Raw genomic sequence first — 26496 nt, forward strand, 5'->3', positions numbered from 1 at the left:
GCATGGGCGACGGAAGGTGAAGGTGTCAGACCAAGGATTCTTTGAAAGGATTTGCCATGTACAAGCCCACCAAGCCTTCCCAACGGGCAGGTATTCTGCTCACCCTGGTCCTGCTTGCGCTCGGGCCCGATGCGGGTGCAAGCGCCAGGATGGATTCCGCATCCTCTGATGGGCGTCCCAGCTTCGAAAACTGCCTGCTCACCCGAATCGGCACTCAGCTGCTCCGCTGCGATAACTTCACCGGAGCAGGTGTCCCGGCTCCGTACTGGATCCCCGAACAGTAAGGCGCTCGGGATCAGCTGTGTCGGCTACGCGGCGTCCTCGTGCCACCAGCCTTCCCAGGCGGTGGAAGTCAGCCGGCCGGTGGGGAAATCGGTCTTCCAGATTCCGCCGTTGTGCGGGCGGTTGTCCTCTCCGTGGCCGGCGTCAAACAGGAGGTTCAGGCTACTCAAAAGCAACATATTGCGTCCTCTCGTGTGGTGGGCCGGACTACGTTGTCCACGTAGGAATGAGCCTAACTACGCCATGTTTCAGCGCGTCGACGCAACGTTTCGGCTACGTATCGGACATCTCACCTGTGCACCCAAAAGCAGAACGCTGGACGGGAAGGTGCTACATACGGGCTTTGGTCCGGGCAGTCGGCTGAGCCGTCCAGGGATCCTCCGGCCAGGGGTGCCTGGGATAGCGGCCGCGCATCTCGGACCGCACCTGCGCGTAGGGCCCGGACCAGAACGACGCCAGGTCATCCGTCACAGCCAGCGGCCGCCGCGCGGGTGAGAGCAGGTGGAAGAGGACCGGTACCCTGCCGTCCACCAGCCGCGGCGTCGCAGCCCAGCCGAAGCACTCCTGCAGCTTGACAGCGACAACAGGCCGGCCGCCGTCGTATGCGCCTGCCTGCCCGGGTACCGCGTGCCCGGATCCTGCCATGTCCGGCACGGCACCGACTGACCCGGCACTGCCCGACGCCGCATTGTCCGAAACGTCGGGATAGTCGATCCGCACCATCGATCCGCTCGGCACTTTCAGCGACTCAGGTGCCAGCTCCGCCAGACGGACCGCCTCGGGCCAGGGCAGCAGCCGCCGCAAGGGGTCGGTGAGGTCGATGCTGCTGGTGGCGGCGCCACCTGCCATTGCCGCGAGCTCCGGACCCAGCCAGGAGTCCAGCCGGGCCAGCAGGGCGGGTTCGGAAACATCAGGCCACGGCTCACCCAGTTCGCGGCGCAGAATGGCGAGGCGGCGACGCAACGCATCGGCCGCCGTCGACCATCCGATGGTTCCCAGCCCCTCCTTGGCGAGAGCGCGGGCCACAGCGGCACGGCCGTCCTCGGCGGAGGGGCGTTCGGGGGTGGAGGACAGGCTGATGGCACCCAGCCGGCGTTCCCGCCTGGCCTTCACCCGGCCCTGGCTGAACTGCGCTTCCACCGTGTCGGTCAGGAGCTGCCCGGCGGCCGCCTCGGCGGTATCGGCGCTCAGCGGCGCCGCGGACCGGATCACCGCGCCGGTACCGGCGGCATCCCGGCCGGCGGCGCGCGAAACTTCCGCCACGGCCAGCCACTCCTGCCCGGCCAGCGGACTGCCCGCCGGCAACCCCGCGCGCGTGCCGGAGGACAGCAGGTACCGCGCCGGACCATCCCCCGGGACAAGCCGGGCCACGCGGTCCGGGAACGCCAGCGCGACGACGACGCCCACCGCCTCTGCCGCAGTCACCGGCGCGGTGCGCACCAGGGAGGCGATGGCGGACGGGCCGACGGCGGTGGCCTCCTTCCGCGCAATGGCCTCCAACCGGCGGGCGTCCTCCGCCCAGCGCCGGGCGGCGGGATCCTTCCCGGCGCGAAGTACTGTCAGCAGCCGGGTGAGATCGGCCCCCGGGGCCCGCTGGTCCCCCGCCACCAGGGCCACTGCTTCCGCTGCGGCGCGCTGGCCTACGGCCGCTGAGCCGCCGAGAAGTGCCCGGGCCAGCCGGGGATCGGCGGGGACCCTGGCCAGCGTCCGCCCCAGCTGTGTGGCCTGCCCGTCGCGGGCCACGGCTCCGAGTTCGCGCAGCACCTCTCCAGCCTCGCCCATGGCCGCGGCGGGAGGTGCATCCGGAAGCGCCAGCCCGGCGCCGCCCGGTGATCCCCAGCAAGCCAGGACCAGCGCAGCACCGGTCAGGTCCGCGACCGCAATCTCCGGTGTCACATGCGCCGGGGCGGCACCGTAGGTCCTCTGGTCGTAGCAGCGCACCACCCGGCCCGGACCCTGCCGCGCGGCCCTGCCCGCGCGCTGCTCCGCGGAGGCCCGGGAGCAGGAAACAGTCACCAGTCCGGACATGCCGCGGTTTGCGTCGCGGCGGGGTTCACGGGTCAGCCCGGAGTCGATCACCAGACGCACGCCGGGGACAGTCAGGGAAGACTCGGCCAGGTCCGTGGACACGATGATCCGTGCAGGGCCGCCCGGCCGGCGCCCCGACACTGCCTGGTCCTGCTCGGCTGGGCTGACCTGGCCGTGGAGTTCCAGCACCTCGGTCCCCGGAGCCGCCCGGCCGCGGAGGCGGGCCGCCACATAGGACACCTCCCAGGCGCCCGGGACAAACACCAGCGCATCGGTGCCCGCGTCCTGCGCCACCGCGGCCGAGTGGGCCTGCGCGGCCGTATCGGCAATGTGGTCCAGGAACCCGCGTGTGACCCCGCGGTCGTCCAGCCGCGCCACGGCGGCGGGCAACCACTCCACCTCCAGGGGGTACAGCGCTGAGGGGCAGTCGACGACGGGAGCAGGCCCGCCGCCGTCGTCCGCGGTCCCGGCGTCTTCTGTCAGGGGGTGTCTTGTCCCCGCATTCCCGGCGGCGCCCCCGATCAGGGCGGCGAAGCGGGGCGCGTCCAGTGTGGCGGACATCGCCACCAGGGTGAGGTCGCCGCGCAGCTGCCGCACTTCGGTGAGCATGCCCAGCAGCAGGTCGGTTTCGAGGCCGCGTTCATGGACCTCGTCCAGGATGACCGCGTCGATGCTCTCCAGGCCGGGATCATCGAGCAGGCGCCGCAGCAGGATCCCCGGCGTGACAAATTCCACCAGGGTGGCGGGCCCGGCCTGGCGTTCGCCGCGGACGGTGTACCCCACGCGGTCTCCGATCCGGCTGCCGTCCAAGGCGGCCAGGCGCCGGGCAGCTGCGCGGGCGGCCACGCGCCGGGGCTGGGTGACCACCACGCGCCGGGGCTTTCCTTCGGGTGTGGCAAGGTTGGCCAGCAGCGGCGGGACGAGCGTGGTCTTACCGGTGCCGGGCGGGGCCTGCACCACGGCCGTGCCCGCTGCACCGCCGGCGTGCAGCACGGAGGACAACTCCCCGAGCGATTCAGCAAAGGCCAGACCGGTACCGATGGCCGCCAGATCAAAGGTCCCCGCGGCAGAGGTGCTGGCGGCAGAGGTCTCCGCAGGGACAGCGGCGGAGTTGGTTGGCAATGTCACCCGTCCATTGTCGCCGCAATCCCGCACCGGCGTCAGCGCAGGTGCGCCCTGGATAGGTCAGACTGGAGGTCGTCGACCATGAAAGCAGGATTTCCCTTGATCAATCTCCAGCAGGACTCCGAAGGCTTCATCCGCATGAAGCGGCACTTTCCCGCCAGTGCCACAGTGACTGTCACGTTCAGCGACGGCTCCCAGGAGGAGGTCTCCGGCCGCCGGCTCAACGAGCTCTACGACGACGCCCTGGCCTTATACCGCGCCCAAAACCAGCTTGATGCCAAGGGTTTTTCCCGTGGTCCGCAGAAAAAGGTCCAAACCACCATCGAGTTTGTTCCCGTTCAGCCCGGCATGGGGCAGTAACCCGGGTCACTGCCCCCTCGAAGCTGACGGTGGCAAGCTGGTTCACCGAACGGGTCTGACCACCATCGCCGAACCCCCACCGCGCCGCACGGGCTCGGCAACCGCGGTCACGCGCTTGCCGGGCCCGAACTCGATGGCGGTCGCCGCACCAATCTCGGCTGCCGAGGTGAAGGCGTCACCTGCGGGGACCAACTTGTGACCGTAGGGTGCCAAGGCGTCTCCGTACTGTGTGATGAAGTCCGGTTCGGCGGTGACGTTGGGGGTGTTGCGCTGCGACGCACGCGGGGCCGCCAACGAGTCCAAAATACTCATGTCCAGGTCCACCCTGTTCAGGATGGTCTGCAGCACGGTGGTGATGATCGTCGATCCGCCGGGCGAACCGAGCGCCAGGAACGGCTTTTCGTCCTTGAGGATGATGGTGGGCGACATCGAGGACCGAGGGCGCTTGCCGGGTTCGATCCGGTTCGGGTCGGTGGGGACATAAACGGTAGAGAAGTCGGTGAGCTCGTTGTTGAGCAGGAACCCGCGGCCGGGAACCACCATCCCGGACCCGCCGGTCTGCTCGATCGTGAGGGTGTATTCGACCACGTTGCCCCACCTGTCAGCCACAGTCAGGTTGGTCGTGGAGATGTTTTCGGTGTCTTTCTCGTCCTCCACTGCGGCAGGCGCCAGCTTGCACACTCCGCTGTAGTTTGACGCGTTCCCGGCCGGCACCGGCTTTGTTGCCGCCGTCGTGGGGTCAATGGCGCACGCCCGTTCCTTCCCAAACAGCGGGTCGGTGAGGGCTTTGGTGGGGACGTTGACGAAAGCCGGGTCGCCCAGGTACTTGGCACGGTCCGCGAAAGCGAGTGCGCTCGCTTCAAGGTAGTGATGCAACGCGTCCGGCGCGGTCATCTCACGGAGGTTGAAAGGCGCCAGGATATTCAAGGCTTCGCCGACTGTGGTGCCACCGCTGCTGGACGGCGCCATGCCGTAAACGTCGTAGCCGCGGTACTCAACATGCGTGGGCTCCCGGTCCAGAGTCCGGTATGCGGCGAGATCCGCCGTCGTCAAGTGGCCGGCCGGAACAGGCAGCGTGGTGGTGTCGCTCTTGGGCGGTGACTGGACCGTGGCGGCGATCTCCGCCGCGAGCGGTCCGCCGTAGAAGGCAGCCGTTCCCTCCTTCGCGAGGAGCCGGTACGTCTTAGCGAGGTCCTGGTTGTGGAGAATACTGCCGACGACGGGAGCGTCACCGCCGGGAAGGAACAGACTCGCCGTGGCGGGGAAGGCCGAGAACCGGACCTTATTGTCGAGTGTCTGCTGGCGGAAGGTCTCGTCCACCGCGAATCCACGGTTGGCCACCTTGATGGCGGGCTTGAGGGCGTCGCCAAGGTCCAGCGTTCCCCACCGTTCCAAGGCCCGTTCCCACGTGGCTGGTGTTCCGGGGACGCCTACGGAGACGCCACTGGTCACCAGTTCGGGGGTAAACCGGTATGGGCTGCCGGCCGGGTTCGCAGGCGTGATGGTGGCCGGGTCGATGAACGCGTCCGTCGGCATCGTTGCCGGCGCCGTTTCGCGGCCATCGATGGTTCCCACTTTGCCGGTCTTCGCGTCGTAGAACACGAAGTATCCGCCCCCGCCGATGCCGGCGCTGTAGGGCTCGGTCACACCCAGGGTCGCGGCCGCGGCGACCGCCGCATCTGCGGCATTACCGCCGTTCCGGAGGACCTCGATCGCGGCAGCGGACGCCTCCGGGTCAACGGTGCTCACCGCCCCGCCGTACCCGGTGGCCGAAGGGATCCTGTCCGTCGGACGGGGGTCTGCAAACGCGGGACTGGTCACCGCCCCACCCGTTACGCTCAAGGCCAGGACAGCCGTCACAGCTGCCAATCGACGTCGCACACTAGGCATGATCTCTCCCGGGTCAGGGTGTTGCGCAAGGTGGGTTTGCGCCACGATACTCCGCCGGGTAGGGACTCTCAAAGCTCCATTTTTTTGTGCCAGTGCCAGTGCCAGTGCCAGTGCCATGGGCACGGGCCATGGCTTCAGGCCGGTGTGACGGCTTCGGTGGTTGCTGCGTCGGCCGGCGAGCGCCGCCGCCGGCTGGCCAGCAGGAACGGCACGGCGAACAGTTCAATGACACCGCTGATGGCCAGCGAGGTGGGATAGCCGTACACGTCCGCTGCCCGGCCCATGAGCGGCTGCACCACGATTCCACCGCTGGATCCCATCAGCGAATCGAAGCTGAGCAGTGTTGCCCGCTGTCTTGAGTCGATCATGTCGTTCAAATACGCCTGCCGTACCGGGGTGCCCGCCGCGGAGACGAGCGCCCAGAGCACCAGCAGCAGCAGGGCCACCCAGAACACGCGCGTTATGCCGAGCGCCACCAGGATCAAGGCGCCCATGATGCTGCTCACCACAAGCACGGTGGTGCGTTTGCGGACCAGGCGGCGGACCATCGGTGCCAGCCATCCGCCCACCACCTGCGCCCCGGCCACAATGCCCGCGGCGAGTCCGGCGACGGAGTAGGCGTGCGGGTCGCCGAAGAGCTCCAGCAGGTAGGGCTGCAAGGCGTAGAAAACATAAATCCCGACACCGGCGCTGAACGGCGCGGCCAACATGATGTACCGGACGGGCGGGTTTTTCAGGCCGTTGTCGATGGAGGCAGACAGCACGTCCCGGCTCGCCTTGAGCGGATGGGGAGAACGCTCCGGGGTGAAACCCACATCACGCATCAGCCAGAATGCCACCCCGAACATGGCCAGCAGCACGCCCACACGCAGCAAAAACGGTACGCCCAGATCCGTGGCCTGGGCAATCACGCCGCCGGCCGTCGAACCCACAAGCATCGCGACGCCCGAGACCATCAGTGCCCGCCCGAACACTGCTTCCAGCTCACCGTCGTAGCCGGAGAAGCGCAACGCATCCACCAGCCAGGCCTCCACGGCCCCGGAGAAGAACGTGAAGCCCAGGCCCAGCAGGACGGACACCAACGCCCAGGCCCAGAATGGAGCGGACAACTGCCAGAGCAGGTAGTACAGGTAGGTCGAGGCCGCCAGCGTCACCGTACCGAGCAGGAAGGACACCCGCCGACCCCATCCGTCCGCGATGACCCCGGTGGGCACTTCGAAGAGGACCATGCCGGCCGTGAAGAAGGCGTTGGCCGCGAAGGCTTCGAGGTTGCTCAGCCCGGCATCCAACAGAAAAAGCGTATTGATTCCCCAGATGAAGGAGGCCGCAAGAGTATTGCCCAGCGTTAGGGTGAGATAGATGCGCTGGATCTTCCGCGCGGCGGCGTTCATGACGTGGCGCTCATGAACCGCTGGGTACCGGGTCATGCCGGAGGTACCGGCGACGGAACCGGCCGGTCCCGGCAGTCAGCGCACGAAGTTCCACGGCGTACTTCAGCAGTTCCTGGTCAGGGACTTCCGCGCTGATCTCGGTCAGCTCGCTACCGGACGTGGCCGTACCCGTGAGCCTGCCGCGGCGTGCCGAGAGGTCACTCATCACGGCACCCACGTGCGCCTCGGACACTGTGATACTGACCGAGGAAACCGGCTCGAGCAGCTGGATGCGGCCGGCCGCGGCGGCCTCCCGGAGCGCCAGCGCGCCGGCTGCCTGGAAGGCGGCGTCGGAAGAGTCAACGCTGTGGGCCTTCCCGCCCACCAGGGTGACGCGCAGGTCCACCACGGGGAACCCGGCGGCCAACCCTTTCTGCATCTGCGCCCTTACCCCTTTCTCCACCGAGGAGATAAACGTTCCGGGGATTACCCCACCCACCGTTTTGTCGACGAATTCGAACCCGCCGCCACGGTCCAGCGGCTCCACGTCGATGTCGCAGACGGCATACTGCCCGTGTCCTCCGGATTGTTTGACGTGCCGGCCGTGGCCCGTTGCCGGGGCGGCGAACGTTTCCCGCAGCGGCGTCACCACGCCAACAGTGTGCAGTTTCACGCCCTGGTCGCGCAGCCTGTCCAGCACCACCTCGGCATGCGCCTCCCCCATGCACCAGAGGATCAGCTGGTGTGTTTCCGCGTTCCGCTCCACACTCAGGGTGGGATCGCCGGCGGCAACCTTCGCCAGGCTCCGGGCCAGCGCATCCTCGTCACTGCGAGAGTCCGCCTCGATCGCCACCGGCATCAGCGGCTCCGGCATCTCCCAGGTGACCAGCAGCAGCGGCTGGTCCTTGGCCGAGATGGTGTCCCCGGTTTCGGCGCTCCCCAGTTTCGCCACCGCGCAGATGTCGCCGGCCACACACTGCGCCACAGGACGAAGGTTGGGACCCAGCGGCGAATACAGGTGGGTGAGGCGCTCGTCGGTGTCATGGTCCTGATGGCCGCGGTCCGCGAGCCCGTGCCCGCCGACGTGCACGGGCGTGTCAGCACGCAACGTGCCGGAAAAGACCCGTGTCAGGCAGACCCTGCCGAGGAACGGATCAATGGTGGTGCGGACCACCTCAGCCGCCAGCGGCCCGTCCGGGTCACAGGCCAGGGCCGCCGAGGGAGCGCCCGCCAGGTCAGTCACCGCCGGGAGGCCGCCCTCCACCGGCGACGGGAAGCCCCTGGTCAGGATTTCCAGCACTTCCGCCGTGCCGAGCCCGGTGACAGCCGAGGTTGGCAGGACCGGAAAGAAGGAACCACGGGCGACGGCGGTTTCCAGGTCCGCGATGAGGACATCAGTATCGACGTCCTCACCACCCAGATACCGGTCCATGAGGGTTTCGTCCTCGCTTTCGGCGATAATCCCCTCGATGAGCCGGCCGCGGGCGCCGCCCTCAGAACCCGCGCGCTCGCCGGCGTCAGCGTCCCGGGGACCGGCGTCCGCATCGCCGGCGGAGTAGTCCGAGACCGTGCCCGTCAGCAATCCCAGCAGCCCGGTGGTTTCGCCGCCGGACCTGACGGGGACGTACAGCGGGAGCACCGATTCGCCGAACGCCTGCTGGCAGGCGGCCAGGACGCCGTCGTAATCTGCCCTGGGGTGGTCAAGGCGGGAGATGACCACGGCCCGCGGCGTGCCGAGGCGTTCGCATTCGCCCCAGAGCGCCGTAGTGGTGGCGTCGATACCGTGCACGCCGGAGACAACAAAGAGGGCCGAGTCCGCAGCCCGCAGGCCCGCCCGGAGTTCGCCGATAAAGTCCGGATACCCCGGGGTATCCAGCAGGTTGACCTTAATGCCGTTGATGAGCAGCGGAACCAGGGAGAGCGTGACCGACCGCTGCTGCCGCACTGCTGACGGGTCGGAGTCGCTCACGGTGGTGCCGTCCGCGATGGAGCCTTTGCGCGTAATCATGCCGTGGGCAGCCAGTAACGCTTCGACAAGCAGGGTTTTGCCGGCGCCCGAATGCCCCACCAGCGCCACGTTGCGCACCTGCTTGGAATCCGTTGCCGCGATGCCGTTAGTAGCATCAGCCCGGCGCACTTCCGGCCCTCCACGCCCCGGTGTCCGCGCTGTTTCCTTTGCGCCTTTCACTGACATGGGAACCTCCTGGCATCTTTGCCATGCACCGGGCCGAATCGTGTTCTTTGATTCGACACCCTGGCGGGCGCAAGGGCAAGAGCAACCCCCGGGTCGGGGTGGCCGCAGCGGAGGATAATGGCAGCCAGACCCACGAGTCCGTGCCACTGTGAGAGGGAGCCATGCAGCCTGTTCCGCGCATCACAGTGGAGGTTCCCGTCCTGGCGGTGGGATCAGCCCCCTCCGACTACGAGGCCCTGGGCAGCTATGTCAACGCCCTGCGCAGGCCGCAAGGGCTGCACCTGACGCTGCTGCATATAGGCATCCTGGCGGATTTTGCGCAGGACGTCGCGGACTGGACCAAGGGGATCACCCCGGCCGGTGATGCCGTCCGGCATACAACGGGCTGGTTGCAGGGCCTGCCCGTTCTGGACGGGTTTGCGGGCACCTCGGCACAACTGATTGTGCTGGGTGGCGGCGGCATCTCCGGATTCGAAGTGGACGTACCCGGTCGGGTGCACGACTACCGGGTGTCCTTGGTGCAGGGCCTGCATGACCTCCTGGACCGCCTCCTCGTGGACAATGTGGACGACTTCATCCTTAGCTCACCGTCGCTGGGCTACCGGTACCCGCACTGGGTGCCCCACGTCGCCGTCGGCCGCCCCTTGTCGCGGGAACACGGGCCGCGGACGATTGCCCCGCTGAACGTCGTTTTTGGCCCGTCGCGGATCAGGAACGGCCGGTTCCTCCCGGCCCCTGCCTGAGCAGCAAGCGCGTCGGAGCATGGCGGCGCTGTTCCAGGCCCGCCACCGCATGGCGTATCGGCCCCCAGCCAGCGGGTGGCCGAAGTTCTTTCGCCGGGTTCCTCGGGACAGGTCCGCGGGGACCCTTAAATGTCAGTGCCTCGCAAGATGATGTGAGTATGAAGGGGACAACCGCAGTGGAGGCGTTCGAGGCCATCAAGGCTTCTGTCGCTGCGCTTGCTCTGGTGATCCCTGGCGCAGATCCTAAGGGTCAAGGGGAACCGGATGCGCTGCGGCAGCAGTCTGACGGCTGGTTGGACACGCTCGCGGAGGCTACCCGGCTGCAAGCTGCCACGGCTGCCCTGGTAGTCCACGCCGCCGCCGGGTTCGCTGACACTACGCAGGCGGTGGCCTCCCCGAATGCGCAGCCACAGGGCCTCATCGCGCAGGACATGGCCGTGGTCTCCGAGGTCGCATACGTCCTGACGGTCAGCGAACGGACGGCCGGTGCGCTTCTGTCCGAGGCCCACGAACTGACAACCACCCTCCCGCTGACGCTGGCCGCCCTGCAGGATGGGAACATTTCGTGGCAGCATGCCCGGGCCATGGTCGAGGAAACCGCGAACTTGGACCCCGACGGCGCCGCCGCCTTGGAAGCCCACTTTCTGGACCCCGACGCGAACCCTGCACAGGGCTGCCCCGCCGGGGAACTCGTGCCATCCCGGTTCCGGTACAAAGCCCGGACCTGGCGCGAACGCCACCACCCGGACAGCATCGAAAAACGCCACATCAAAAGCGCCCTGGACCGCCGGCTGGAGTTCGCCCCGGACCGGGACGGCATGGCCTGGCTGAGCGCGTACCTCCCCGCGGACCAGGCGGCCGGGATCTGGGACCGCACCACCACCGCGGCCTGCGCCCTCCAAGGACCCCATGAGGACCGGAACCTGAGCCAAATCCGCGCCGACGTGGCCGCCAAGTGGCTCCTTGGCGGCACGGCGGAGCACGTGCCGCCACCGTCGGCGCAGGTGCTCGTGACCGTGCCGGTGTTCGCCCTCATGGGCCTCACCGACGAACCCGCAATGCTCGATGGGTACGGCCCCATCCCGGCGTCGATGGCCAGTCGTCTGATGGCCGAAAGTTCCTCGTCGTTCCACCGTGTCTTGACTGATCCCCGCAACGGGGCGCCGCTGGAGATCGGACGGACCAGCTACCGCATCCCCGTCAGCATGCGGCACTGGCTCCGTCTGCGGGACGGGAAATGCCCGTTCCCCGGCTGCAGCAACCAGTCTCTGGACAATGAGGCCGACCACCTCCTCGCCTGGGCCGACGGCGGCACCACCGGCATCATTAACCTCGGGCAGCCATGCCCCAAGCATCACAGGCTGAAACACGCCAGCGGCTGGACACCCACTGGGGCGACCACCGACAAGCCACCCGGTTGGATTTCACCGACAGGCCGTCAGTACGCCAGCGAACAACAGGACTGGGAACCACCCGATTGGCCACCCGAAATCCTGAACCAACTATGGCACCGGGAACTTGGCCCGGCCGTGCCCGAAGACATCCTGCCCGGCGAACCTCCGCCTGTGGATCTGTGCCCGGTAGATCCCTTGCCGGAGTGGAGCTGGCTACAGGCACCGGTCGACGAGCCGTGGCCGGAGTGGAGCATCCCCCAGCCGGTCTAGCAGGGCGAATGCGCAGTGACCGTTATTGTCGGTCAAGCGCGTCAAGCAGCCGTTTGACCGAGCCTCCAAGGTTCCATTCGAGGGCGAGACGCTCCAGTTCGGCGCGCGATTCGCCGTCGACCGGGTGCAGCTGTGCTCCCGCTTCCTCGAGGGTGGGAAGATTGAGGTCGCGCACGATTTTCACAACCGTTGGCGCGACCGTAAGGTAGTCGGCGGCAGCGGCCAGCTTGGACTGCACGGACGCGGATACCCCGCCTCCCCCGTCAGCTGCTGCAGCGAGCAAGTTCTCCAGCGTGCCGTACTCGCCCAGGAGCGACGCGGCGGTCTTCTCACCGATGCCGGCAACGCCCGGCAGCCCGTCGGAGGCGTCGCCGCGCAGGGTCGCGTAATCGGCATATTGTTCGGGCAGCACGCGGTACTTCCCGACGACGACCGCGTCCGTCACGACTTCGAGGTTCCTCATGCCCCGCGCCGTGTAGATCACCCGCACCTGACGGTCATCGTTGACGGTCTGGAAAAGATCACGATCCCCGGTGACCACATCGACGGGTAGGTCCGCGTGGCTTGCATAGGTGCCGACGACGTCGTCGGCCTCGTGTTCAGTAGCCCCCACGATGGCGATGCCGGCGAGTTCAAGGACGCGGCGGATCATCGGAAGCTGCGCCTCAAGCGCGTCCGGGACCACCTCAATGTCGGGGGCATCCGTTACACGTTCGGCGACCCGGTGCGACTTGTAGGTTGGGATGAGGTCCACGCGCCACTGTGGACGCCAGTCGTCGTCCCAGCAGGCAATCAGATGCGTGGCCCCGTAATCCGTGGTGAGGCGGGCGATCATGTCCAGGAGGCCGCGAACCGCGTTCACCGGCGTTCCGTCAGCACGGCGGATCGTGTCCGGCAAGCCATAAAAGGCGCGAAAGTACAGGGACGCAGTATCAAGCAGCATCAGGCGGTGTGGCATACCTGATCCTGACACGGAAGCAGCTGCGCGGCTATCGGCAGAGCCCCGTGCAGCATCGCCGTGCAGCCAAGACAGGGCAAGGAACGCGCAACTCCCTCACCGCCGCAGGAGCATCGCGGTGCCTGCACAAACGGTGAGGACCAACACTGCTGACTCCCCACGCCTCCCGACCGTTTGGTCCAGCAAGTTGCTTTTATCCCGACGGCTGCCCGGTCCGTGCCTGCCGTCAGGGAGAATAGTCATCATGACCCTTACGACATTCGCCCTGATCCGTCATGGCCAGACAGACTGGAATGCGCAGCGTCGGCTGCAGGGGGCCACCGACATTCCGCTGAACGACGTCGGTCGTGGCCAGGCGCGCGACGCCGTTGGTGTCCTGTCTGGCTATGAGTGGGACGCGATCGTGTCCTCGCCGCTTAGCCGTGCCGCGGAAACGGCCAAGATGATAGCAGACGGGTTGGGGCTGAGCGTTACCCGGCATATTCCGTCGCTCGCCGAACGCAGCTTCGGACAGGCCGAGGGCCTGCAGGCCGGCCTCGAGCTGGAGGCTGTGCGCATACCCGGCGGTTACCGCGGCGCCGAAACCGAAGATGACGCGGCCGCTCGCGGGTTGGGGGCGCTGGAAGCACTGGCCCATGAATTCTCCGGCCGACGCGTCCTGGTGGTAGCCCACGGCACGCTCCTTCGGGTCAGCCTCAACCTCGCTATCGGCCGCACCCTGCACAGGATCGACAACGCGGTGCTGAATCTGGCCCACCACCATGTCACCGAGGGCTGGCACCTCGAATACTTCAACGGTAAACGCATGGTGGCTGCAGCCCAGGGCTGAGAACCCAGGCGTCCGCCTTAACCTCGCAGGTTTGGGGATCGCCAGAGGTCCTGGACCGACACTACAGCGCTGCCCCGGAGCGCCGCGAGCTCCTTCAGGAGTTCGCCGGCAGGATTGAGCCGGCCACTGAAGTCCGAGATTCTTTTGGCCTGGAGGCATTGATCGGCCTCTACGAAAGCCGAAAGGGTTGTCCAGATTCCGCTCCATGGATTCAAGGTTGGCGCGCATCCGCTCCAAGAGCCGCTTCGGTAATCCTCGTCGCGGCCAGCTGAACGGCCTGCACTTCCAGGCCGCTCCGTAGTGGCCGGCCTTCTCATCCAGCAACACGGCCTTTTCGGCCTCGAGGGCCTGGCGCGTGATGTTCCTCGGCGTGGCACTTCCGGCGATCATCATCGGGATCATCGCCTGGTTCTACCTCGCTGACTCCCCCGCGCCCGGCCAAATGGTTGACTGCCGAGGAAAAGACCTGGCTGACCGGCGCTCTGGAGACCGAAAAGAAGGCGACCACCGCCAGCGACGAGCACGCCAGCGTTCGCACCGGCGAAGTGGGCGGCAAGACCGTGGCCGAGCTCGGCGGACGCTACGCCGAAGTGGGCCATGCCGAACGCCGCCGGATCTTCGGCGAGGATGACACGGTCATCGGGCTGAAGACGGCCGCCGCCTGCCGCAACGGCCTCACGCCCATCCTGTGCGTGGGCGAGCTTCACGCCGGTTCGCCGGGAGAGGCTGTCGCGCAATGCTCCGCGGAAATTGACAGCCGCGTCATCTATGGCGGCAGCGCCGGACCGGGGCTGATCAGCTACGCCTTCTTCTGGCAGCTCTCGGACAAGGTCGCCGAACCGCTCAGCATCCACCAGGCACTGGAGCGGACTGCGGAACTTGGTGTGGACCTGTTCCAGGTCTGCGACTACGCCCCGCTGGAAACCATAACGGACTCCGAGCTCGTTGCCGTCTGGGCCACCGAGGACCGGCTGGGCATCTCCCTGGAGCTCGGCACCAAGGGCATCCGCGTGGAGCACCTGCGGAAATTCCTGCACATGGCCCGGGATCCTGGGCTCGCACCTGCGGACCATGTTCAACGTCCCGGGCCACACCCCGACGGCAGGGGAAGCCGTGGCGATCTTCAAAAAGGTCCCGCCCGATTTCGAAGCCGCCGGGGTAAAGATCGCGGTGGAAACCTATGAACAGATGCCCACCCCCCGGATCCTGGACGTGATCCGCGGCGTGGACAGCCCTTATCTCGGCATCTGCAGCGACCCGACCAACACCGTCGCGGCCCTGGAGATGCCGAGCGAGGTGATTGACGCCGTCGCGCCTTACGTCCTGAACATGCACGTTAAGGACTTCGCGTTCAGCCGCAAGGACGGCTGGGTCGGGTTCACCTATGCCGGCGCACCGCTCGGCGAAGACCTGCTCGACTACGACTACATGGTCACCAAGTTCCAACCCCACCAAAGAAATATCAACCTGGTCATCGAACACTGGCTGCCGTGGCAGGACTCCGAGGCCGATACTATCCGCCTCGAAAACCAGTGGACCAAACACAGCATCGAATTCCTAAGGAGCAAGTGAAATGTGAGCAGCAAAATGGGAATGCGCGTTTCCCGGAACCTCCAGAATAGCGCCCACACCGTCTTCTACAGCGAGAACTCCCGCGCCGGCCAGGAGCGCCTCCGCGCCGAAGGCCGGGACATCACCTCCACTGAGGATGCCGTCAAGAACGCCGACGTGGTCATCCTCGCCGTCCCGGACACCGTCCTCGGCATCGTCTCCAAAGGCGTACTCCCCCAGCTGAAGGCTGGCGCGATACTGCTCACTGTGGACCCCGCCGCCGCCTACGCCGGACTGCTGGCAAAGCGCGACGAAGTTGTCCAGGCGGTTGCGCACCCCTGCCACCCCTCCGTCACCGTGAAGCAGCTCGCCATCCTCGAGCCCACCATGGTTGAGACCGTTGCCTGCATGATCGGCACCCTACTCAACGAGGCGCTGCACGAGACCGTCCACACCGCCGGCGTTCCCGAAGAAGCGGCCAAGGCCATGCTGTTCGGCCACGTGCAGATCACCCTGACCAACGCCCTCCGTGGTTCCAACCCAATCTCTGAGGCGTGCGAAATCGCCGTCCAGTACGGCAAGGACACCATCATCAAGGACGACTGGAAGAAGATCTTCGACGACTCCGAGCTGGACGGCATCAACGCCAAAATGCTCAAGCTGGACGCCGTCAAACGCCAATTCCCCACTTGATAGCCCGGTGCGTGGCAGTTGCCGCGCACCGGGCTATTCGTGTTTGCAGCTGAATCTCCAAGCTGGTAAGGGAATTCATTGACAGAAAGTGATCGATAACTAACAACAGTGCCCACGGGTGAACGACGGCGGGAGAGACCGCCGTCGTTCACCCGCTGTTGCGCCTCCTACAGTCCGCGGGCGGGCGCGCTCAGCACGTCGTCGATCCTGCCCATGACACTGTCCGTGACGTCCTCGATCCCGCCCATCCCGTCCACCTCGGCAAGGATCCCGCGGCCGGCATACCTGGCCACCACGGCCTCCGTCTGCTGGTGGTAAAGGGCCAGCCGGTGACGGATGACGCTCTCGTTGTCATCGCTCCGCCCAGTTTCCCTGGCCCGGCCCAAAAGGCGGGAGACCAGTTCCTCGTCAACCGCGGTCAGCTGCAGGACCACTCCGAGTTTGTGTTCGCCGGCAGCGAGGATTCCGTCGAGGTAGTCCACCTGCGCCACCGTGCGAGGGTAGCCGTCCAGCAGAAATCCCTCCTTGGCGTCGTCCTGGCTGAGCCGGTTGCGCACCATCTCATTCGTGACGCTGTCCGGAACGAAGTCTCCGTTATCCATGTACTTCCGGGCCTCTAAACCCAGCGGCGTTCCGCCTTTGACGTTGGCACGGAAGATATCGCCGGTTGAAATGGCCACAACGCCGAGGCGCTCCGAAATCCGTTCCGCCTGCGTCCCCTTGCCCGAGCCGGGCGGACCCATAATCAGCATTCTCGTCATTCAATACTCCTTGCTGCCTATGTGGACGTCTTCGTCCTGGCCCGATGCTACTGATCCGGAGGTTGCGGCCGGGCTGCATCGGCGCCTGACAGCAGAGTACGACGGTGGAGGAGCCCCGCCGTCGTACTCTGCGTCTATGTGCTTTTACCGGTAGCAGTGGTGCAGCGAGCGGGCCCCGGCCCCGCCTACGGGTGCCCTATCTGATAGCCACTGCCCAGGACCACCCACACGGCCTCGCCAGCCTTAGCGTCGGATATTTCACTTTTTCACAAGCCACCCCCATAAGGTCCGCACTCCAGAATCCGGGGTCCAATTTCAGCGTCATCGCTTTGTCGAAACCCGACAAAATCCCGCTCCGAACTGAGAACTAGCGTTTGTTCCGAGGCAATATCCGCAGCTAAGCACCCCCAAAAAGGACTATTGATGACGATTCAGCCAGACCTCAAGGCCAACCCCGGCACTATCCTCGAAACCGCCAGGACACAGGTCCTGGCAAAGGGAATCGGCCTCTCCGAAAGCCAGCTGGTGGAAATCCTGAGGCTGCCGGACCGGGATCTGCCGGCCGCCCTGCAGCTCGCCCACGAGGTCCGTCTGCGGCACTGCGGGGAGGACGTCGAGGTGGAGGGCATCATTTCCATCAAGACCGGCGGCTGCCCCGAAGACTGCCATTTCTGTAGCCAGTCCGGCCTGTTCGACTCCCCCGTCCGCGGCGTCTGGCTGGACATCCCCGAGCTGGTCAAGGCCGCGAAAGAGACCGCTGCGACGGGAGCCACCGAATTCTGCATCGTCGCCGCCGTCCGCGGTCCGGACATCAAGCTCATGAACCAGATCAAGTTCGCCATCGACAGGATCAACGAAGCAGTGGACATCAACATCGCCTGCTCATTGGGCATGCTGACCCAGCACCAGGTGGACCAGCTCGCCGCATGGGGCGTCCACCGCTACAACCACAACCTGGAAACCGCGCGCAGCTACTTCCCCGAGGTCGTCACCACGCACAGCTACGAGGAGCGCCTGGACACCTGCAACATGGTCAAGGCCGCAGGCATGGAACTGTGCTGCGGCGCCCTGATCGGCATGGGCGAATCCCTGGAACAGCGAGCGGAACTCGCAGCCCAGCTCGCGGCCCTGGAACCCCACGAAGTCCCGCTGAACTTCCTCAATCCCCGTCCCGGAACCCCGCTGGAAGACCAAGGCATCATGGATGGCAAGGACGCCCTCCGCGCCATCGCCGCGTTCCGGCTGGCGATGCCCCGCACCGTGCTCCGCTACGCCGGCGGACGCGAGCTGACCCTCGGCGACCTCGGCACCCGCCAAGGCCTCATGGGCGGCATCAACGCCGTCATCGTCGGCAACTACTTGACCACGCTGGGCCGCCCGGCAGACGCCGACCTGAACCTGCTCGTCGAGCTGAACATGCCCATCAAGGAACTTCAGAAGACATTATGATCCCCAACCGATCCTCAGGCCCGACTGGATCAACCACCGGCTCCACCGCTACGTTCTGTGGGCACTGCGGCGTACCGTCCGACGGCGGCGACAGCCCGGCGTCGGACGTTCACCACCGCTGCGGCGAACGCCTCGCAATGGAACCGCCGCGCTACTGCGCCGCCTGCCGGCGACGCATGAAAGTCCAGGTGACGCCGCTGGGCTGGACCGCCGAATGCTCCCGCCACGGAGTGCTCGCACCATGAGTGGCGAACGCCATCCTCGGCATCCGACTTCAGGTTGAAGAGCTGATCAGCCACGGTCTGGTAGGGGTCTGGCCGAGCTGGTCGTTGAACTCCTGCGCGTCCCGGTAGTACTCGAGCATGGAGAGCCGGGACGCGGCCGCCGGGTCCAGGAGGACCACGGCCCTCCGGTGAAGCTGCAGCACCGACGCCGGACAGTTGGCGCTGACCGGGCCCTCCACCATCGCCTGGACGGCGGCGGCCTTGTTCTCCCCCGTCGCCACGAGGACGGCCAGCTTCGCCTCGCGGATGGTCCCCAGCCCCTGGGTCAGGCACAGCCGCGGTACGCTGCCGTCCGGGAAGAACCGGGCGTTGTCAGTGCGGGTAGCCCCCGCCAGAGTCTTCACCCGGGTCCGCGAGGCAAGTGACGACGTCGGTTCGTTGAACCCGATGTGGCCGTTCGCGCCGATGCCCAGGATCTGGATGTCCACTCCCCCGGCCGCCGCAATCGCTGCATCGTAGCGTTCTGCCTCGGCAACGAGGTCCGCCGCGTCGCCCTGCGGGGTGAAAAGCTGCTCCAGGGGCAGGCCGACCTGGTCTACGAACTCGCGCCGGATGGTGGAGTAGTACGACTGCCCATGTTCCTTTGGCAGTCCTGCGTACTCGTCGAGCGTGAAGCCGGTGACTTGGCCGAAGCTGAGCTGTTCCTCGTGGTGCCGCCGGATGAGCTCCTGGTAGGTGGAACTCGGGGAGCCTCCGGTGGCCAGGCCCAGGACCGCCGGACCCCTCCGCACCCTGGCCTCAATGATGTCTGCCGCCCGGGCTCCTACGTGATCGACGGACTCACACAGAACTATCTGCACGGTCTTTCCTTTCCTGCGTTTGTGATGTGCCGGCACGGTAGGCCTGCACGAGGTCAAGTTTGTCGGTGGCCACCAGTATGTCCGCGCGATATCCCGCGGCGATGGCGCCAACCCTGGTGGGGCCCCGGTCAAGGCCCATCAGCCGGGCCGGCGTGGACGAAGCCCCAGCCACGGCGTCGGCGAGCGGAATCCCCCATTCGACGCAGCGGCGCACGTTTTCCAGCAGGAAACTCGTGGCCCCGGCGATCGCTCCGGTTTCCTCCCCTTCCCCGGATTGGGTCCTGCCCGCCGGCGCCAGCCGCGCCACCCGGTCCTGGACCAGCACGTCCAGGCTGCCGAGGGTGTAGTGCCCATCTGACATTCCGGCCGCCGCCATCGCATCCGTGATGAGGGCAACGGAGCGGGGACCCACGAGGTTGAAAACCATCCGGACGATTTCCGGGTCGAGGTGAACACCGTCGGCAATCAACTCAAGCACCATGTGCCCAGGTGACTGCTCGGCGGCCTGAAGCATCACCGCGACGGGCCCGGCAGCCCGGTGGCCCAGCGAAGGCATCCGGTTGAACAGGTGCGTGGCCGACCACTGGCGGTCACCACCACCAGCACCGCCAGCAGCGCCCAGGACTTCCCGGGTGCGGGATGCCGTAGCGGCGGTGTGCCCAAGGGAAGGCACAACGCCGTGTTCCCGGCAGAGCTGCACCAGCTCAGCAAAGTACGGGGTTTCGGGGGCCAGGGTCAGTGACCGCACGGTCCCGCGCCCCGTTTCAAGCCACTGCTTCAGGACCGCCGGATCGCCGTCGATGATGGCTGCAGGGTCCTGGGCCCCGCACATGCTCTTGGTGATGAACGGCCCTTCCAGGTGCAAGCCGGCCAGGGCGCCGTCTGCCACCACGTCCCGCAGCGCCGCGATCTGCTCCAGCAGCACGTGCGACGGCGCCGAAACGAGCGAGGCGAGTACCGACGTCGTGCCTTCCGAGGCGTGATGGGCGGCGGCCAGCCTGGCCCCGTCAGCGTCCGCGGAAAAGGTGTGCCCCACGGCACCGTGGCAGTGCACGTCCACGAGCCCGGGCAGGATCAGCGGCACCAGCCGGACCTCGGCGTCGAGTCCTGCCGGCAGGTCCGACGTCGGGCCGCACCACTGGATGGATCCCCCGGCCATCACTACGGTGCCGTCGTCAATCTCTGCGTCGCCTGGGTGGCCGGTAACGAGGCGGCCCCGCAGCGCCACCACGCCGTCGTCCCCGCCGCTCCGGGCCGACAAAAGCTCAGCTTGCATCGGCCTTGGCCATGGAGCCGTTCTCGTCGGTTTCATCTTCGCGGCCCATGGTGCGCAGGTTCCAGCGGCGGATCACAAAGCGGAACACCACGTAGTAGATGGCGGCGTAGACCAGCCCGATCGGGATCAGCCAGAGCGGGTTCTGTGCGATGCCGAAGTTCAGGACGTAATCGATGGCCCCGGCGGAGAAGCCAAACCCGTGGTGGATGCCCAGGAAGTTGACCAGCATCATGGACGTTCCGGTCAGGAAGGCGTGCACGATGTACAGCGGCCAGGCCACGAACATAAAGGAGAATTCGAGTGGTTCGGTGATGCCCGTGAGGAAGGCGGTGAGGCCGGTGGAGAGCATCACGCCGCCCACGATCTTCCGCTGCGACGGCTTGGCTTCCTGCCAGATGGCCAGGGCGGCGGCGGGCAGGGCGAACATCATGATGGGGAAGAAGCCGGTCATAAAGACGCCGGCGGTAGGGTCCCCGGCGAAGAACCGGTTCAGGTCACCGTGGGCGCCGTTGTAGTCACCAAGGATGAACCACACGACGGAGTTCAGGATGTGGTGCAGTCCCAGCGGGATCAGCAGCCGGTTGAGGGTGCCGTAGACCCCGCTGCCCACCACGGTGTTGTCCGCCACTGCGTTGCCGACGGCGGTCAGTCCGGTGTTGAAATACGGGTAGATCACGGACAGGAGCACGCCGATCACAATCGCGGCGAAGGACGTCAGGATGGGCACCAGCCGGCGGCCGGCGAAGAAGCCCAGCCAGTCCGGCAGGGTGGTGCGGTGAAAGCGCTGCCAGAGCAGCGCCGTCGTCAGGCCCATCACGATGCCGGCCAGCACACCGTAGTTGATGACGGGATCTTTCCCGCCGTCCGGGGCCGCGCCCATCACCAGAGGCGCCATGACCTTGAAGACGTTGGTCAGGACCAGGTACCCGACGACGGCGGCGAGGGCCGTGGATCCGTCACCCTTCTTGGCGAATCCGAAGGAGATACCGACGGCGAAGAGCAGCGGCAGGTTCTCGAACAGGGCGCCACCGGCGGCACCGATGACCTGGGCGACGGTGGTCAGGGATTCGAACCTGCCCAACAGGTCGTCCTGGCCCAGACGGAGCAGGAGCGCGGCGGCGGGGAGGGCGGCGATGGGCAGCATGAGGCTTCGGCCGAAGCGCTGCATGTTCTGCAGGGCCTTGCCGCTGCCCTTGGCCTTTTCCGGCGCCGCGGCGCCGGCTGTGGGATTTTCCGTGGTCATGATGTTCCTCGTCTCGAAGAGGGTGGTGCTTGTGCGGGGATGCTTGATTCAGTAGAGTCTAGCTAACTGGTTATAACCAGTGACAACCATCACTGTGAAGGGCGCTGGCCACAGTTGTCAACCTCAAGCTCCAAATTGGCTTCCGGAACCACCGCCCCTCACCGCTTACCAACACAGGGAGTAAACATGACCAAAGCAGAAATCATCCTCGCCGCCCTTGGCGGCGCCGGGAACGTCGAAGAGATCGAAGGGTGCATCACCCGCCTGCGCACCGAAGTGGTGGACGCCGGCCGCGTGGACGAGGCCGCCCTCAAGGCCGCCGGCGCCCACGGCGTGATGATGTCCGGCACAGTGGTCCAAGTAGTGGTGGGCCCGGAAGCCGAGAGCCTCGCCGAAGACATTCAGGACCTGATGTGAGCCGTTCTGACGTGACCGCACCTGAATTGAGCACGGAAACAACCGCTCAAATTATCAGCGTGGCCTCGCCGCTGCCTGGCAGGCTCATCCCGCTGAGCGAAGTGCCGGACCCGGTGTTCGCCAAAGGGCTCGTGGGCGGCGGCGCAGCCGTTATCCCTGATGACGACGCCGGCGTGATCACCGCTGTGGCCCCCCTTGACGGCAAGGTGGTCAAGGTCATGCCGCACGCCTACATCGTCCAGCACGCGTCCGGGCCCGCCGTGCTGGTGCACGTCGGAATCGACACCGTACGCCTAAAGGGCGAGGGCTTCACGGTGATCGCGCAGAAGGGCGACCAGGTCCGCGCCGGCGATCCCATGATCACCGTGGACGTTACCCTGGTCCGATCAAAGGACCTGAGCATGTGCAGTCCCGTGGTGATCCTGGACAGCGCGGCGGACGCCATCGAAGCGCCGGCATCCGGCTGGCGCGTGGAAGCGGGCGCGCGCCTGTTCGATCTTCCCGGAAAATAGGAGACATGGATACGGCAGGGGAACTGAAACACGTCTGGCTCAGAAGGCAACTCCAGGACCTGGTGTCCAGCACACTGCGGCCCGGCGATGCCCTGCTGGGCGAACGGCAGCTGGAGGAGCAGTTCGGGGTTTCGCGGATTACAGTCCGCCGGGCCATCACGGATCTGGTCCAGGACGGGGCGCTGGTTCGGATCAAGGGGAAAGGGACCTTCGTTTCGCACGGGCTGGTCCGTTCCACCCTGCACCTGGCTTCCTTCAACGAGGACATGCGGCAGGCAGGCTTCGTGCCCAGTACACGGGTCATCAACGTGTCCACGGCAGTGCCCCCTGCGGCGGCCGCCGAGCACCTGGGGCTGGCTCCGGAACAGCTTGCCTACCGGGTCCGGCGGCTCCGCCTGGCCAACGGCGCACCAGTCAGCGTCGATGAGTCGTGGCTGCCGCCGGACCTGCTGCCGGACCTGCTCTCGTCAGATCTGACGGGGTCCCTGTACCGGGCTTTGGGAGCCGCCGGGCACCCGGTCCAACAGGCAGAGCAGACCGTAGGGGCCGCTGCAGCGTCAGTGGAATCGGCTGCCCTGCTGGACATCGCGCCGGGAGCACCCGTCCTGCTCTTCAAGCGCCGTTCCTTCACCGGGACCGAGGAACCGGGCACTCCCATTGAGTACGCCATCTCCACGTACCGCTCGGACCGGTACCAGGTCTCGATGCGCCTGGCACTGGGCTGACCCGGCGTCACCCTGGGTGATCGTGCAGGTCGGCGCCACCACAGTCATCGAAGTGATTCTTCCGCGCTGGTGAGAACAGGAGCGGCGCCGTCACCAACCGCCACGCGTAGGCGTATGTCCCTTTCGGGCCGCGTCGGGCATAGCCATCTCGGCCCGCAGGCCCAGGAGCCGGATCGGACGGCCCGCTTCGATTCCGGCTGCGAGGTCCAATGCCCGCGCGAGGATTTCGTTCCGGTCGAATGTCTCGGGTATCTTCTTCGCGTGGGTCTTGGTGACGAACGGTGCGTACCGTACCTTCAGGGTCAGCCCCACAACGGGCCGCTCTTCGGCCACAACGTCCTCAAAGACACGCGCTGTAAGCTCCCGCACGGCCTCGTCCACCTGGGCGGGCTCGGTCAGGTCCCGCTGGAAGGTAGTCTCGCGGCTATGCCCGCGGGCAACCCACGGGGTATCGTCCACAACGCTGGCGCCGTCCCCGCGCCCGAGCTCCGCGTACCACGGACCCATCCTGGGGCCGAACTCCGGGACCAGGTCCTGCGGGTCGCACGCGGCGAGCTCGGCAACTGTGTTGATGCCGAGCTTGGCCAGCCGGCCCGACACTTTGGTTCCGACGCCCCACAGGTCCTTGGTGGGCCGGCTACCCATGACGTCGAGCCAGTTCCCGGCGGTAAGACGGAAGACACCGGCCGGCTTGCCGAAACCGGTGGCGACCTTGGCCCGGAGCAACGTGTCGCCAATACCCACGCTGCAATGCAGCTGCGTTCGCTCCAGGACAGCTGCCTGCACCTGCCGGGCGTAGGCTTCCGGATCCTCCGCCTCAGTGCCTACAAAGGCTTCATCCCAACCCAGCACCTGCACGGTGGCGCCGGACAGCGCGCGCAGGGTAGCCATCACCGTTTCAGACGCCGCGAGGTAGGCCTCATGATCGACGGGCAGGATCACAGCGTCGGGCACTTTCCGGGCCGCAACGCGCAAGGGCATCCCGGAACCCACACCGAACGCCCTGGCTTCATAGGATGCAGTCGACACCACCGCCCGTTCCGTGGGATCGCCCCGACCGCCCACAATGATGGGCTTGCCCGCAAGCTCCGGCCGCCGCAGCACTTCGACCGCCGCGATGAACTGGTCAAGATCGACGTGCAGCACCCACCGGATTCCGCTCACGCCACCAGTCTGCCCTAAACATCCCCGGCAGGCATCGACTCTCCATCGAGACGGCGGAAACCGCACTCGGGATGCTGCCGGGCGCGCAAGTCAGCTGATCAGTACTCGCCCTTAATCACGAAGTAGGAACCGCGGATAACGCCTGCCAGCTTTGATTTCTGGCGGGCAAACGTGAAACGTGATGCCAGTTCCTCCGAAATCTCCATGCCTTCAGCCAGTTTGAATCCGACCGCTCGCTTTTCGCCGTCCTCGACCGCGATCGCCCTCGCAACGGTCCTCGCGTTCGTGCAGGCATGGGAATTCCTGACTCAGAGGGTGCCGGGGCCGCCGCCCTGATGGCGCGGCGGCCCCGGCAGGATATGACGAGAAGGTCCGCAGCTACATTCCGGGAATCTGCTGGCCCTCGTGGACCTCGATTTCGCTGCCCGGCATATTCAGGTGCGGGTGTTGCTTGGCGAGTTCCAGGGCTGCCTCGGAAGTCTCGGCTTCGATGAGGCTATATCCGGAGACCTCGAGCTGGCTCGGCGCTGTGGCTCCACCCGGCGAAACGCGGACGCCGTTGGCCAAAGGGGTTCCGAAGTCGATCAGCCCTTCGCCCACTTTGGCACCCCATGCGTTCCACTCCCCCATAGCGGCTTCCATGTCTTCCGGCGCCGGCGGCGCGGCCTCGGCGGGTGTCATCGGAGAGTGATAGATGAAGAGAAACTTGGACATTTTCGTTCCTTCCTTCGTGGTTATTGTTCTTGTTGTTGCGGGGCGAAACGGTCAGACGGCGACAGTCCGGCCGGTAAACGCAATGAGGCGTTCAAGGCTGCCGGCGGTCTCCGCGACAGGCTGGGCCGGCGCAAAACTGCCGCCGGAGCGGACCTGCTCGGAGATAGTCACCAGGGCCAGGCCCTCCACGTAGTCCGTGACGACGTCGGACACGGCCAGGTGCTGGCCGCTTGCCTTCGCGAAGTCCCACGCATGGACCAACAGCTCGAGGTTCAGGATGCTGGCCACCATTGGGGCGGGAAGTTTGGCGAAGCCCATGTCGATGGTGCCATCAAGGCCGCGGCGGGCGAACGCTTCCAGCGTGGGCTGCGCAAGTTCGGCGATGCGGACCTCGGGAGCCGCATCGACGCGGTCCGTGGCGTCCGCACCCAGTGCCGAGGCGATGTTCTTCAGGGAGCCGCCCAGGTGCTCAAGGAGTTCATGGGCAGTGAAGTCCTCGCACGGCGTCGGCTTCTCGCGGTCTTCCGGTGTGAGCTGGCGCAGGACACCCAGGAGGACTGCCAGCGACGCATCGGCGGCGATGAGGTGGTCGATGGGGTCCGGGGCAGCGGACCATTCGTCCGGGCCTGCACCGGCATCCGACGACGTCTCCGCGACCAGACGTCCCAGGTAGTGGTTCCAGCCTTCGGCGTGTGCCGTGGACTGCTCAGGCGTGAGGCCCTCATGCACCAGGCGCAACGACGTGCCGCCGTCGACCGGCTCCAGCGTGATGGTGACCGTGGACGCGCCGGGCGGCAGGTCCGTGCCGGACTCCCAGCCCCAGGTGAACACGATGCGCTTGCCCGGCTCGATTTCCTGGAACGTCCCGGCCGCGTGGTGTCCCGGGATGATGGTCCAGCGGTATTCGCCGCCTACGCGAAGGTCCACACGGGCGGCCACCGTCTTCCAGCGGCGCAGGCGTTCTGGCTGCGTGATCAGGGCGAAAGCTTCGTCGGCGTCGACGGGCAGGTGGATGGTTTTGTCGAAGCTCATAAGAGCGGTCCTTTGTCTTGAAGCGAAGTACCTAGCGGGTTGGTGCAGACTTGCCTGGACCGTGCCGACCTGCTGCCAATGCGGCCGCGTCCGCGGCTAGCAAATCCAGTTCGTCGGTCCAGAACTGCTCGACCACTGCACGGAGCCGGCCCATGCCCTCGGGGTTGAGCCGGTAAAACCTGTTCCGCCCTTCTTTGCGCGCAATTACCAGGCTTGCCTGTTCCAGTAGCAGCAGGTGCTGGGAGACCGCCGAGCGGCTGACCGTGAAGTGGGCGGCCAAATCCCCCACGGACTGTTCCTGGCGGCCCAGGAGACGCAGCAACCGCCGCCGGCTCGGCTCAGCAGCGATCTCCAAGGCATCCAACACACTTAATACGTTAGTTCCGGCTAACGCATTAAGCAAGGCCACGCGATCGAAAATGGCGCGCACTT

At 66.4% G+C, this 26496-nt stretch carries 26 protein-coding genes and 1 pseudogene; 12 read left to right on the top strand and 15 right to left on the bottom strand.

The features are described 5' to 3' along the window. Positions 1-56: 56 nt before the first annotated feature. On the top strand, positions 57-284 hold the full coding sequence (locus tag ACQCS0_RS11650) for a hypothetical protein (RefSeq protein ID WP_354155874.1): 228 nt from the start codon (positions 57-59) through the stop codon (positions 282-284). 24 nt (positions 285-308) lie between these two features. Here the strand turns inward: ACQCS0_RS11650 and ACQCS0_RS11655 are convergent, their stop codons facing one another. Continuing rightward, a complete protein-coding gene (locus ACQCS0_RS11655; protein WP_354155875.1) occupies positions 309-461 on the bottom strand; it encodes a hypothetical protein in 153 nt (50 codons plus the stop codon). Between the two features lie 151 nt (positions 462-612). Beyond that, positions 613-3438 carry an ATP-dependent RNA helicase gene (locus tag ACQCS0_RS11660; protein ID WP_426939780.1) on the bottom strand — a complete coding sequence of 942 codons (2826 nt, stop codon included), beginning with the start codon at positions 3436-3438 and terminating at the stop codon, positions 613-615. A 96-nt stretch (positions 3439-3534) separates the two neighbouring features. Between ACQCS0_RS11660 and ACQCS0_RS11665 the strand changes: the two genes are divergently transcribed. Further along, complete coding sequence (locus tag ACQCS0_RS11665) at positions 3535-3795, top strand: hypothetical protein (protein WP_193342937.1); 261 nt, start codon at positions 3535-3537, stop codon at positions 3793-3795. Between the two features lie 42 nt (positions 3796-3837). Here the strand turns inward: ACQCS0_RS11665 and ggt are convergent, their stop codons facing one another. From ggt to ACQCS0_RS11680, 3 genes are all read right to left on the bottom strand, one after another. After that, the gene (ggt, locus tag ACQCS0_RS11670) at positions 3838-5685 is read right to left on the bottom strand and encodes a gamma-glutamyltransferase (RefSeq protein ID WP_354155876.1); all 1848 of its coding nucleotides are present in this window, start codon (positions 5683-5685) and stop codon (positions 3838-3840) included. Positions 5686-5819: 134 nt separating this feature from the next. Further along, on the bottom strand, positions 5820-7076 hold the full coding sequence (locus ACQCS0_RS11675; protein WP_354155899.1) for an MFS transporter: 1257 nt from the start codon (positions 7074-7076) through the stop codon (positions 5820-5822). A gap of 10 nt (positions 7077-7086) precedes the next feature. Further along, positions 7087-9249 (bottom strand): elongation factor G-like protein EF-G2, encoded by a 2163-nt coding sequence (locus tag ACQCS0_RS11680; RefSeq protein WP_354155877.1) that lies wholly within the window; start codon positions 9247-9249, stop codon positions 7087-7089. Between the two features lie 161 nt (positions 9250-9410). On the opposite strand from ACQCS0_RS11680, the gene ACQCS0_RS11685 reads away from it, so the two are divergent. Next, positions 9411-9992 carry a hypothetical protein gene (locus ACQCS0_RS11685; RefSeq protein WP_354155878.1) on the top strand — a complete coding sequence of 194 codons (582 nt, stop codon included), beginning with the start codon at positions 9411-9413 and terminating at the stop codon, positions 9990-9992. Positions 9993-10150: 158 nt separating this feature from the next. Continuing rightward, positions 10151-11656: a DUF222 domain-containing protein gene (locus ACQCS0_RS11690; protein WP_354155879.1), complete on the top strand. Its 1506-nt coding sequence runs from the start codon at positions 10151-10153 to the stop codon at positions 11654-11656. Positions 11657-11678: 22 nt separating this feature from the next. On the opposite strand, the gene ACQCS0_RS11695 is transcribed toward ACQCS0_RS11690, so the two are convergent. Next, positions 11679-12614, bottom strand: coding sequence for a 5'-3' exonuclease (locus ACQCS0_RS11695; protein WP_354155880.1), 936 nt, complete (start codon positions 12612-12614; stop codon positions 11679-11681). A gap of 244 nt (positions 12615-12858) precedes the next feature. On the opposite strand from ACQCS0_RS11695, the gene ACQCS0_RS11700 reads away from it, so the two are divergent. The 4 genes from ACQCS0_RS11700 to ACQCS0_RS11715 all read left to right on the top strand — a co-directional run bounded on the left by ACQCS0_RS11700 (position 12859) and on the right by ACQCS0_RS11715 (position 15687). Then, a complete protein-coding gene (locus tag ACQCS0_RS11700; protein WP_354155881.1) occupies positions 12859-13443 on the top strand; it encodes a histidine phosphatase family protein in 585 nt (194 codons plus the stop codon). Positions 13444-13889: 446 nt separating this feature from the next. Further along, the gene (locus tag ACQCS0_RS11705; RefSeq protein WP_354155882.1) at positions 13890-14627 is read left to right on the top strand and encodes a triose-phosphate isomerase; all 738 of its coding nucleotides are present in this window, start codon (positions 13890-13892) and stop codon (positions 14625-14627) included. Continuing rightward, positions 14557-15015 (top strand): sugar phosphate isomerase/epimerase family protein, encoded by a 459-nt coding sequence (locus tag ACQCS0_RS11710; RefSeq protein WP_426938409.1) that lies wholly within the window; start codon positions 14557-14559, stop codon positions 15013-15015. Before ACQCS0_RS11705 ends, ACQCS0_RS11710 begins: the two co-directional genes overlap by 71 nt. 15 nt (positions 15016-15030) lie before the next feature. Beyond that, complete coding sequence (locus ACQCS0_RS11715) at positions 15031-15687, top strand: phosphogluconate dehydrogenase C-terminal domain-containing protein (protein WP_354155900.1); 657 nt, start codon at positions 15031-15033, stop codon at positions 15685-15687. 167 nt (positions 15688-15854) lie between these two features. On the opposite strand, the gene ACQCS0_RS11720 is transcribed toward ACQCS0_RS11715, so the two are convergent. After that, positions 15855-16448: an adenylate kinase gene (locus ACQCS0_RS11720; protein ID WP_426938410.1), complete on the bottom strand. Its 594-nt coding sequence runs from the start codon at positions 16446-16448 to the stop codon at positions 15855-15857. Between the two features lie 423 nt (positions 16449-16871). Between ACQCS0_RS11720 and bioB the strand changes: the two genes are divergently transcribed. Continuing rightward, positions 16872-17897: a biotin synthase BioB gene (gene bioB / locus ACQCS0_RS11725; RefSeq protein WP_354155884.1), complete on the top strand. Its 1026-nt coding sequence runs from the start codon at positions 16872-16874 to the stop codon at positions 17895-17897. Between the two features lie 274 nt (positions 17898-18171). Here the strand turns inward: bioB and nagB are convergent, their stop codons facing one another. From nagB to ACQCS0_RS11740, 3 genes are read right to left on the bottom strand one after another with little or no spacing between them, the layout of a single operon-like run. Next, a complete protein-coding gene (gene nagB, locus ACQCS0_RS11730; RefSeq protein ID WP_354155885.1) occupies positions 18172-18981 on the bottom strand; it encodes a glucosamine-6-phosphate deaminase in 810 nt (269 codons plus the stop codon). Further along, positions 18962-20257: an amidohydrolase family protein gene (locus ACQCS0_RS11735; protein ID WP_354155886.1), complete on the bottom strand. Its 1296-nt coding sequence runs from the start codon at positions 20255-20257 to the stop codon at positions 18962-18964. The genes nagB and ACQCS0_RS11735 overlap by 20 nt, the downstream gene beginning before the upstream one ends. Continuing rightward, positions 20247-21500 (bottom strand): PTS transporter subunit EIIC, encoded by a 1254-nt coding sequence (locus ACQCS0_RS11740; RefSeq protein WP_354155887.1) that lies wholly within the window; start codon positions 21498-21500, stop codon positions 20247-20249. Before ACQCS0_RS11740 ends, ACQCS0_RS11735 begins: the two co-directional genes overlap by 11 nt. Before the next feature lie 186 nt (positions 21501-21686). On the opposite strand from ACQCS0_RS11740, the gene ACQCS0_RS11745 reads away from it, so the two are divergent. The 3 genes from ACQCS0_RS11745 to ACQCS0_RS11755 are packed head-to-tail and all read left to right on the top strand — an operon-like array spanning position 21687 to position 23154. Next, positions 21687-21917 (top strand): PTS glucose/sucrose transporter subunit IIB, encoded by a 231-nt coding sequence (locus tag ACQCS0_RS11745; RefSeq protein ID WP_354155888.1) that lies wholly within the window; start codon positions 21687-21689, stop codon positions 21915-21917. Continuing rightward, on the top strand, positions 21914-22429 hold the full coding sequence (locus tag ACQCS0_RS11750) for a PTS sugar transporter subunit IIA (protein ID WP_426938411.1): 516 nt from the start codon (positions 21914-21916) through the stop codon (positions 22427-22429). Before ACQCS0_RS11745 ends, ACQCS0_RS11750 begins: the two co-directional genes overlap by 4 nt. A 5-nt stretch (positions 22430-22434) precedes the next feature. After that, positions 22435-23154 (top strand): GntR family transcriptional regulator, encoded by a 720-nt coding sequence (locus tag ACQCS0_RS11755; RefSeq protein WP_354155890.1) that lies wholly within the window; start codon positions 22435-22437, stop codon positions 23152-23154. A gap of 90 nt (positions 23155-23244) precedes the next feature. Here ACQCS0_RS11755 and ACQCS0_RS11760 read toward each other — a convergent pair whose 3' ends face one another. The 5 genes and pseudogenes from ACQCS0_RS11760 to ACQCS0_RS11780 all read right to left on the bottom strand — a co-directional run bounded on the left by ACQCS0_RS11760 (position 23245) and on the right by ACQCS0_RS11780 (position 26431). Then, positions 23245-24300 carry a DNA polymerase IV gene (locus tag ACQCS0_RS11760; RefSeq protein WP_354155902.1) on the bottom strand — a complete coding sequence of 352 codons (1056 nt, stop codon included), beginning with the start codon at positions 24298-24300 and terminating at the stop codon, positions 23245-23247. A 116-nt stretch (positions 24301-24416) separates the two neighbouring features. Beyond that, positions 24417-24572 (bottom strand): annotated as a pseudogene (locus ACQCS0_RS11765) (phage tail protein); the annotation flags it as partial. 124 nt (positions 24573-24696) lie between these two features. After that, positions 24697-25032 carry a hypothetical protein gene (locus ACQCS0_RS11770; RefSeq protein ID WP_354155891.1) on the bottom strand — a complete coding sequence of 112 codons (336 nt, stop codon included), beginning with the start codon at positions 25030-25032 and terminating at the stop codon, positions 24697-24699. A gap of 51 nt (positions 25033-25083) precedes the next feature. Then, positions 25084-26064 carry a TIGR03086 family metal-binding protein gene (locus tag ACQCS0_RS11775; protein ID WP_354155892.1) on the bottom strand — a complete coding sequence of 327 codons (981 nt, stop codon included), beginning with the start codon at positions 26062-26064 and terminating at the stop codon, positions 25084-25086. Positions 26065-26095: 31 nt separating this feature from the next. Further along, the gene (locus tag ACQCS0_RS11780; protein WP_354155893.1) at positions 26096-26431 is read right to left on the bottom strand and encodes a metalloregulator ArsR/SmtB family transcription factor; all 336 of its coding nucleotides are present in this window, start codon (positions 26429-26431) and stop codon (positions 26096-26098) included. Positions 26432-26496: the final 65 nt, after the last annotated feature.

Origin of the sequence: Pseudarthrobacter sp. S6, from assembly GCF_050156575.1 — a bacterium.
Taxonomy (GTDB): domain Bacteria; phylum Actinomycetota; class Actinomycetes; order Actinomycetales; family Micrococcaceae; genus Arthrobacter.

Bases quoted from the DNA above. Each gene is read 5' to 3' on its own strand.
- ACQCS0_RS11655 (WP_354155875.1), bottom strand. From the start codon at position 461: ATGTTGCTTTTGAGTAGCCTGAACCTCCTGTTTGACGCCGGCCACGGA.
- ACQCS0_RS11745 (WP_354155888.1), top strand. From the start codon at position 21,687: ATGACCAAAGCAGAAATCATCCTCGCCGCCCTTGGCGGCGCCGGGAAC.
- ACQCS0_RS11735 (WP_354155886.1), bottom strand. From the start codon at position 20,257: ATGCAAGCTGAGCTTTTGTCGGCCCGGAGCGGCGGGGACGACGGCGTG.
- bioB (WP_354155884.1), top strand. From the start codon at position 16,872: ATGACGATTCAGCCAGACCTCAAGGCCAACCCCGGCACTATCCTCGAA.
- ACQCS0_RS11720 (WP_426938410.1), bottom strand. From the start codon at position 16,448: ATGACGAGAATGCTGATTATGGGTCCGCCCGGCTCGGGCAAGGGGACG.
- ACQCS0_RS11685 (WP_354155878.1), top strand. From the start codon at position 9,411: ATGCAGCCTGTTCCGCGCATCACAGTGGAGGTTCCCGTCCTGGCGGTG.
- ACQCS0_RS11680 (WP_354155877.1), bottom strand. From the start codon at position 9,249: ATGTCAGTGAAAGGCGCAAAGGAAACAGCGCGGACACCGGGGCGTGGA.
- ggt (WP_354155876.1), bottom strand. From the start codon at position 5,685: ATGCCTAGTGTGCGACGTCGATTGGCAGCTGTGACGGCTGTCCTGGCC.
- ACQCS0_RS11690 (WP_354155879.1), top strand. From the start codon at position 10,151: ATGAAGGGGACAACCGCAGTGGAGGCGTTCGAGGCCATCAAGGCTTCT.
- ACQCS0_RS11740 (WP_354155887.1), bottom strand. From the start codon at position 21,500: ATGACCACGGAAAATCCCACAGCCGGCGCCGCGGCGCCGGAAAAGGCC.
- ACQCS0_RS11775 (WP_354155892.1), bottom strand. From the start codon at position 26,064: ATGAGCTTCGACAAAACCATCCACCTGCCCGTCGACGCCGACGAAGCT.
- ACQCS0_RS11695 (WP_354155880.1), bottom strand. From the start codon at position 12,614: ATGCCACACCGCCTGATGCTGCTTGATACTGCGTCCCTGTACTTTCGC.
- ACQCS0_RS11770 (WP_354155891.1), bottom strand. From the start codon at position 25,032: ATGTCCAAGTTTCTCTTCATCTATCACTCTCCGATGACACCCGCCGAG.
- ACQCS0_RS11755 (WP_354155890.1), top strand. From the start codon at position 22,435: ATGGATACGGCAGGGGAACTGAAACACGTCTGGCTCAGAAGGCAACTC.
- ACQCS0_RS11675 (WP_354155899.1), bottom strand. From the start codon at position 7,076: ATGAACGCCGCCGCGCGGAAGATCCAGCGCATCTATCTCACCCTAACG.
- ACQCS0_RS11650 (WP_354155874.1), top strand. From the start codon at position 57: ATGTACAAGCCCACCAAGCCTTCCCAACGGGCAGGTATTCTGCTCACC.
- ACQCS0_RS11700 (WP_354155881.1), top strand. From the start codon at position 12,859: ATGACCCTTACGACATTCGCCCTGATCCGTCATGGCCAGACAGACTGG.
- ACQCS0_RS11715 (WP_354155900.1), top strand. From the start codon at position 15,031: ATGGGAATGCGCGTTTCCCGGAACCTCCAGAATAGCGCCCACACCGTC.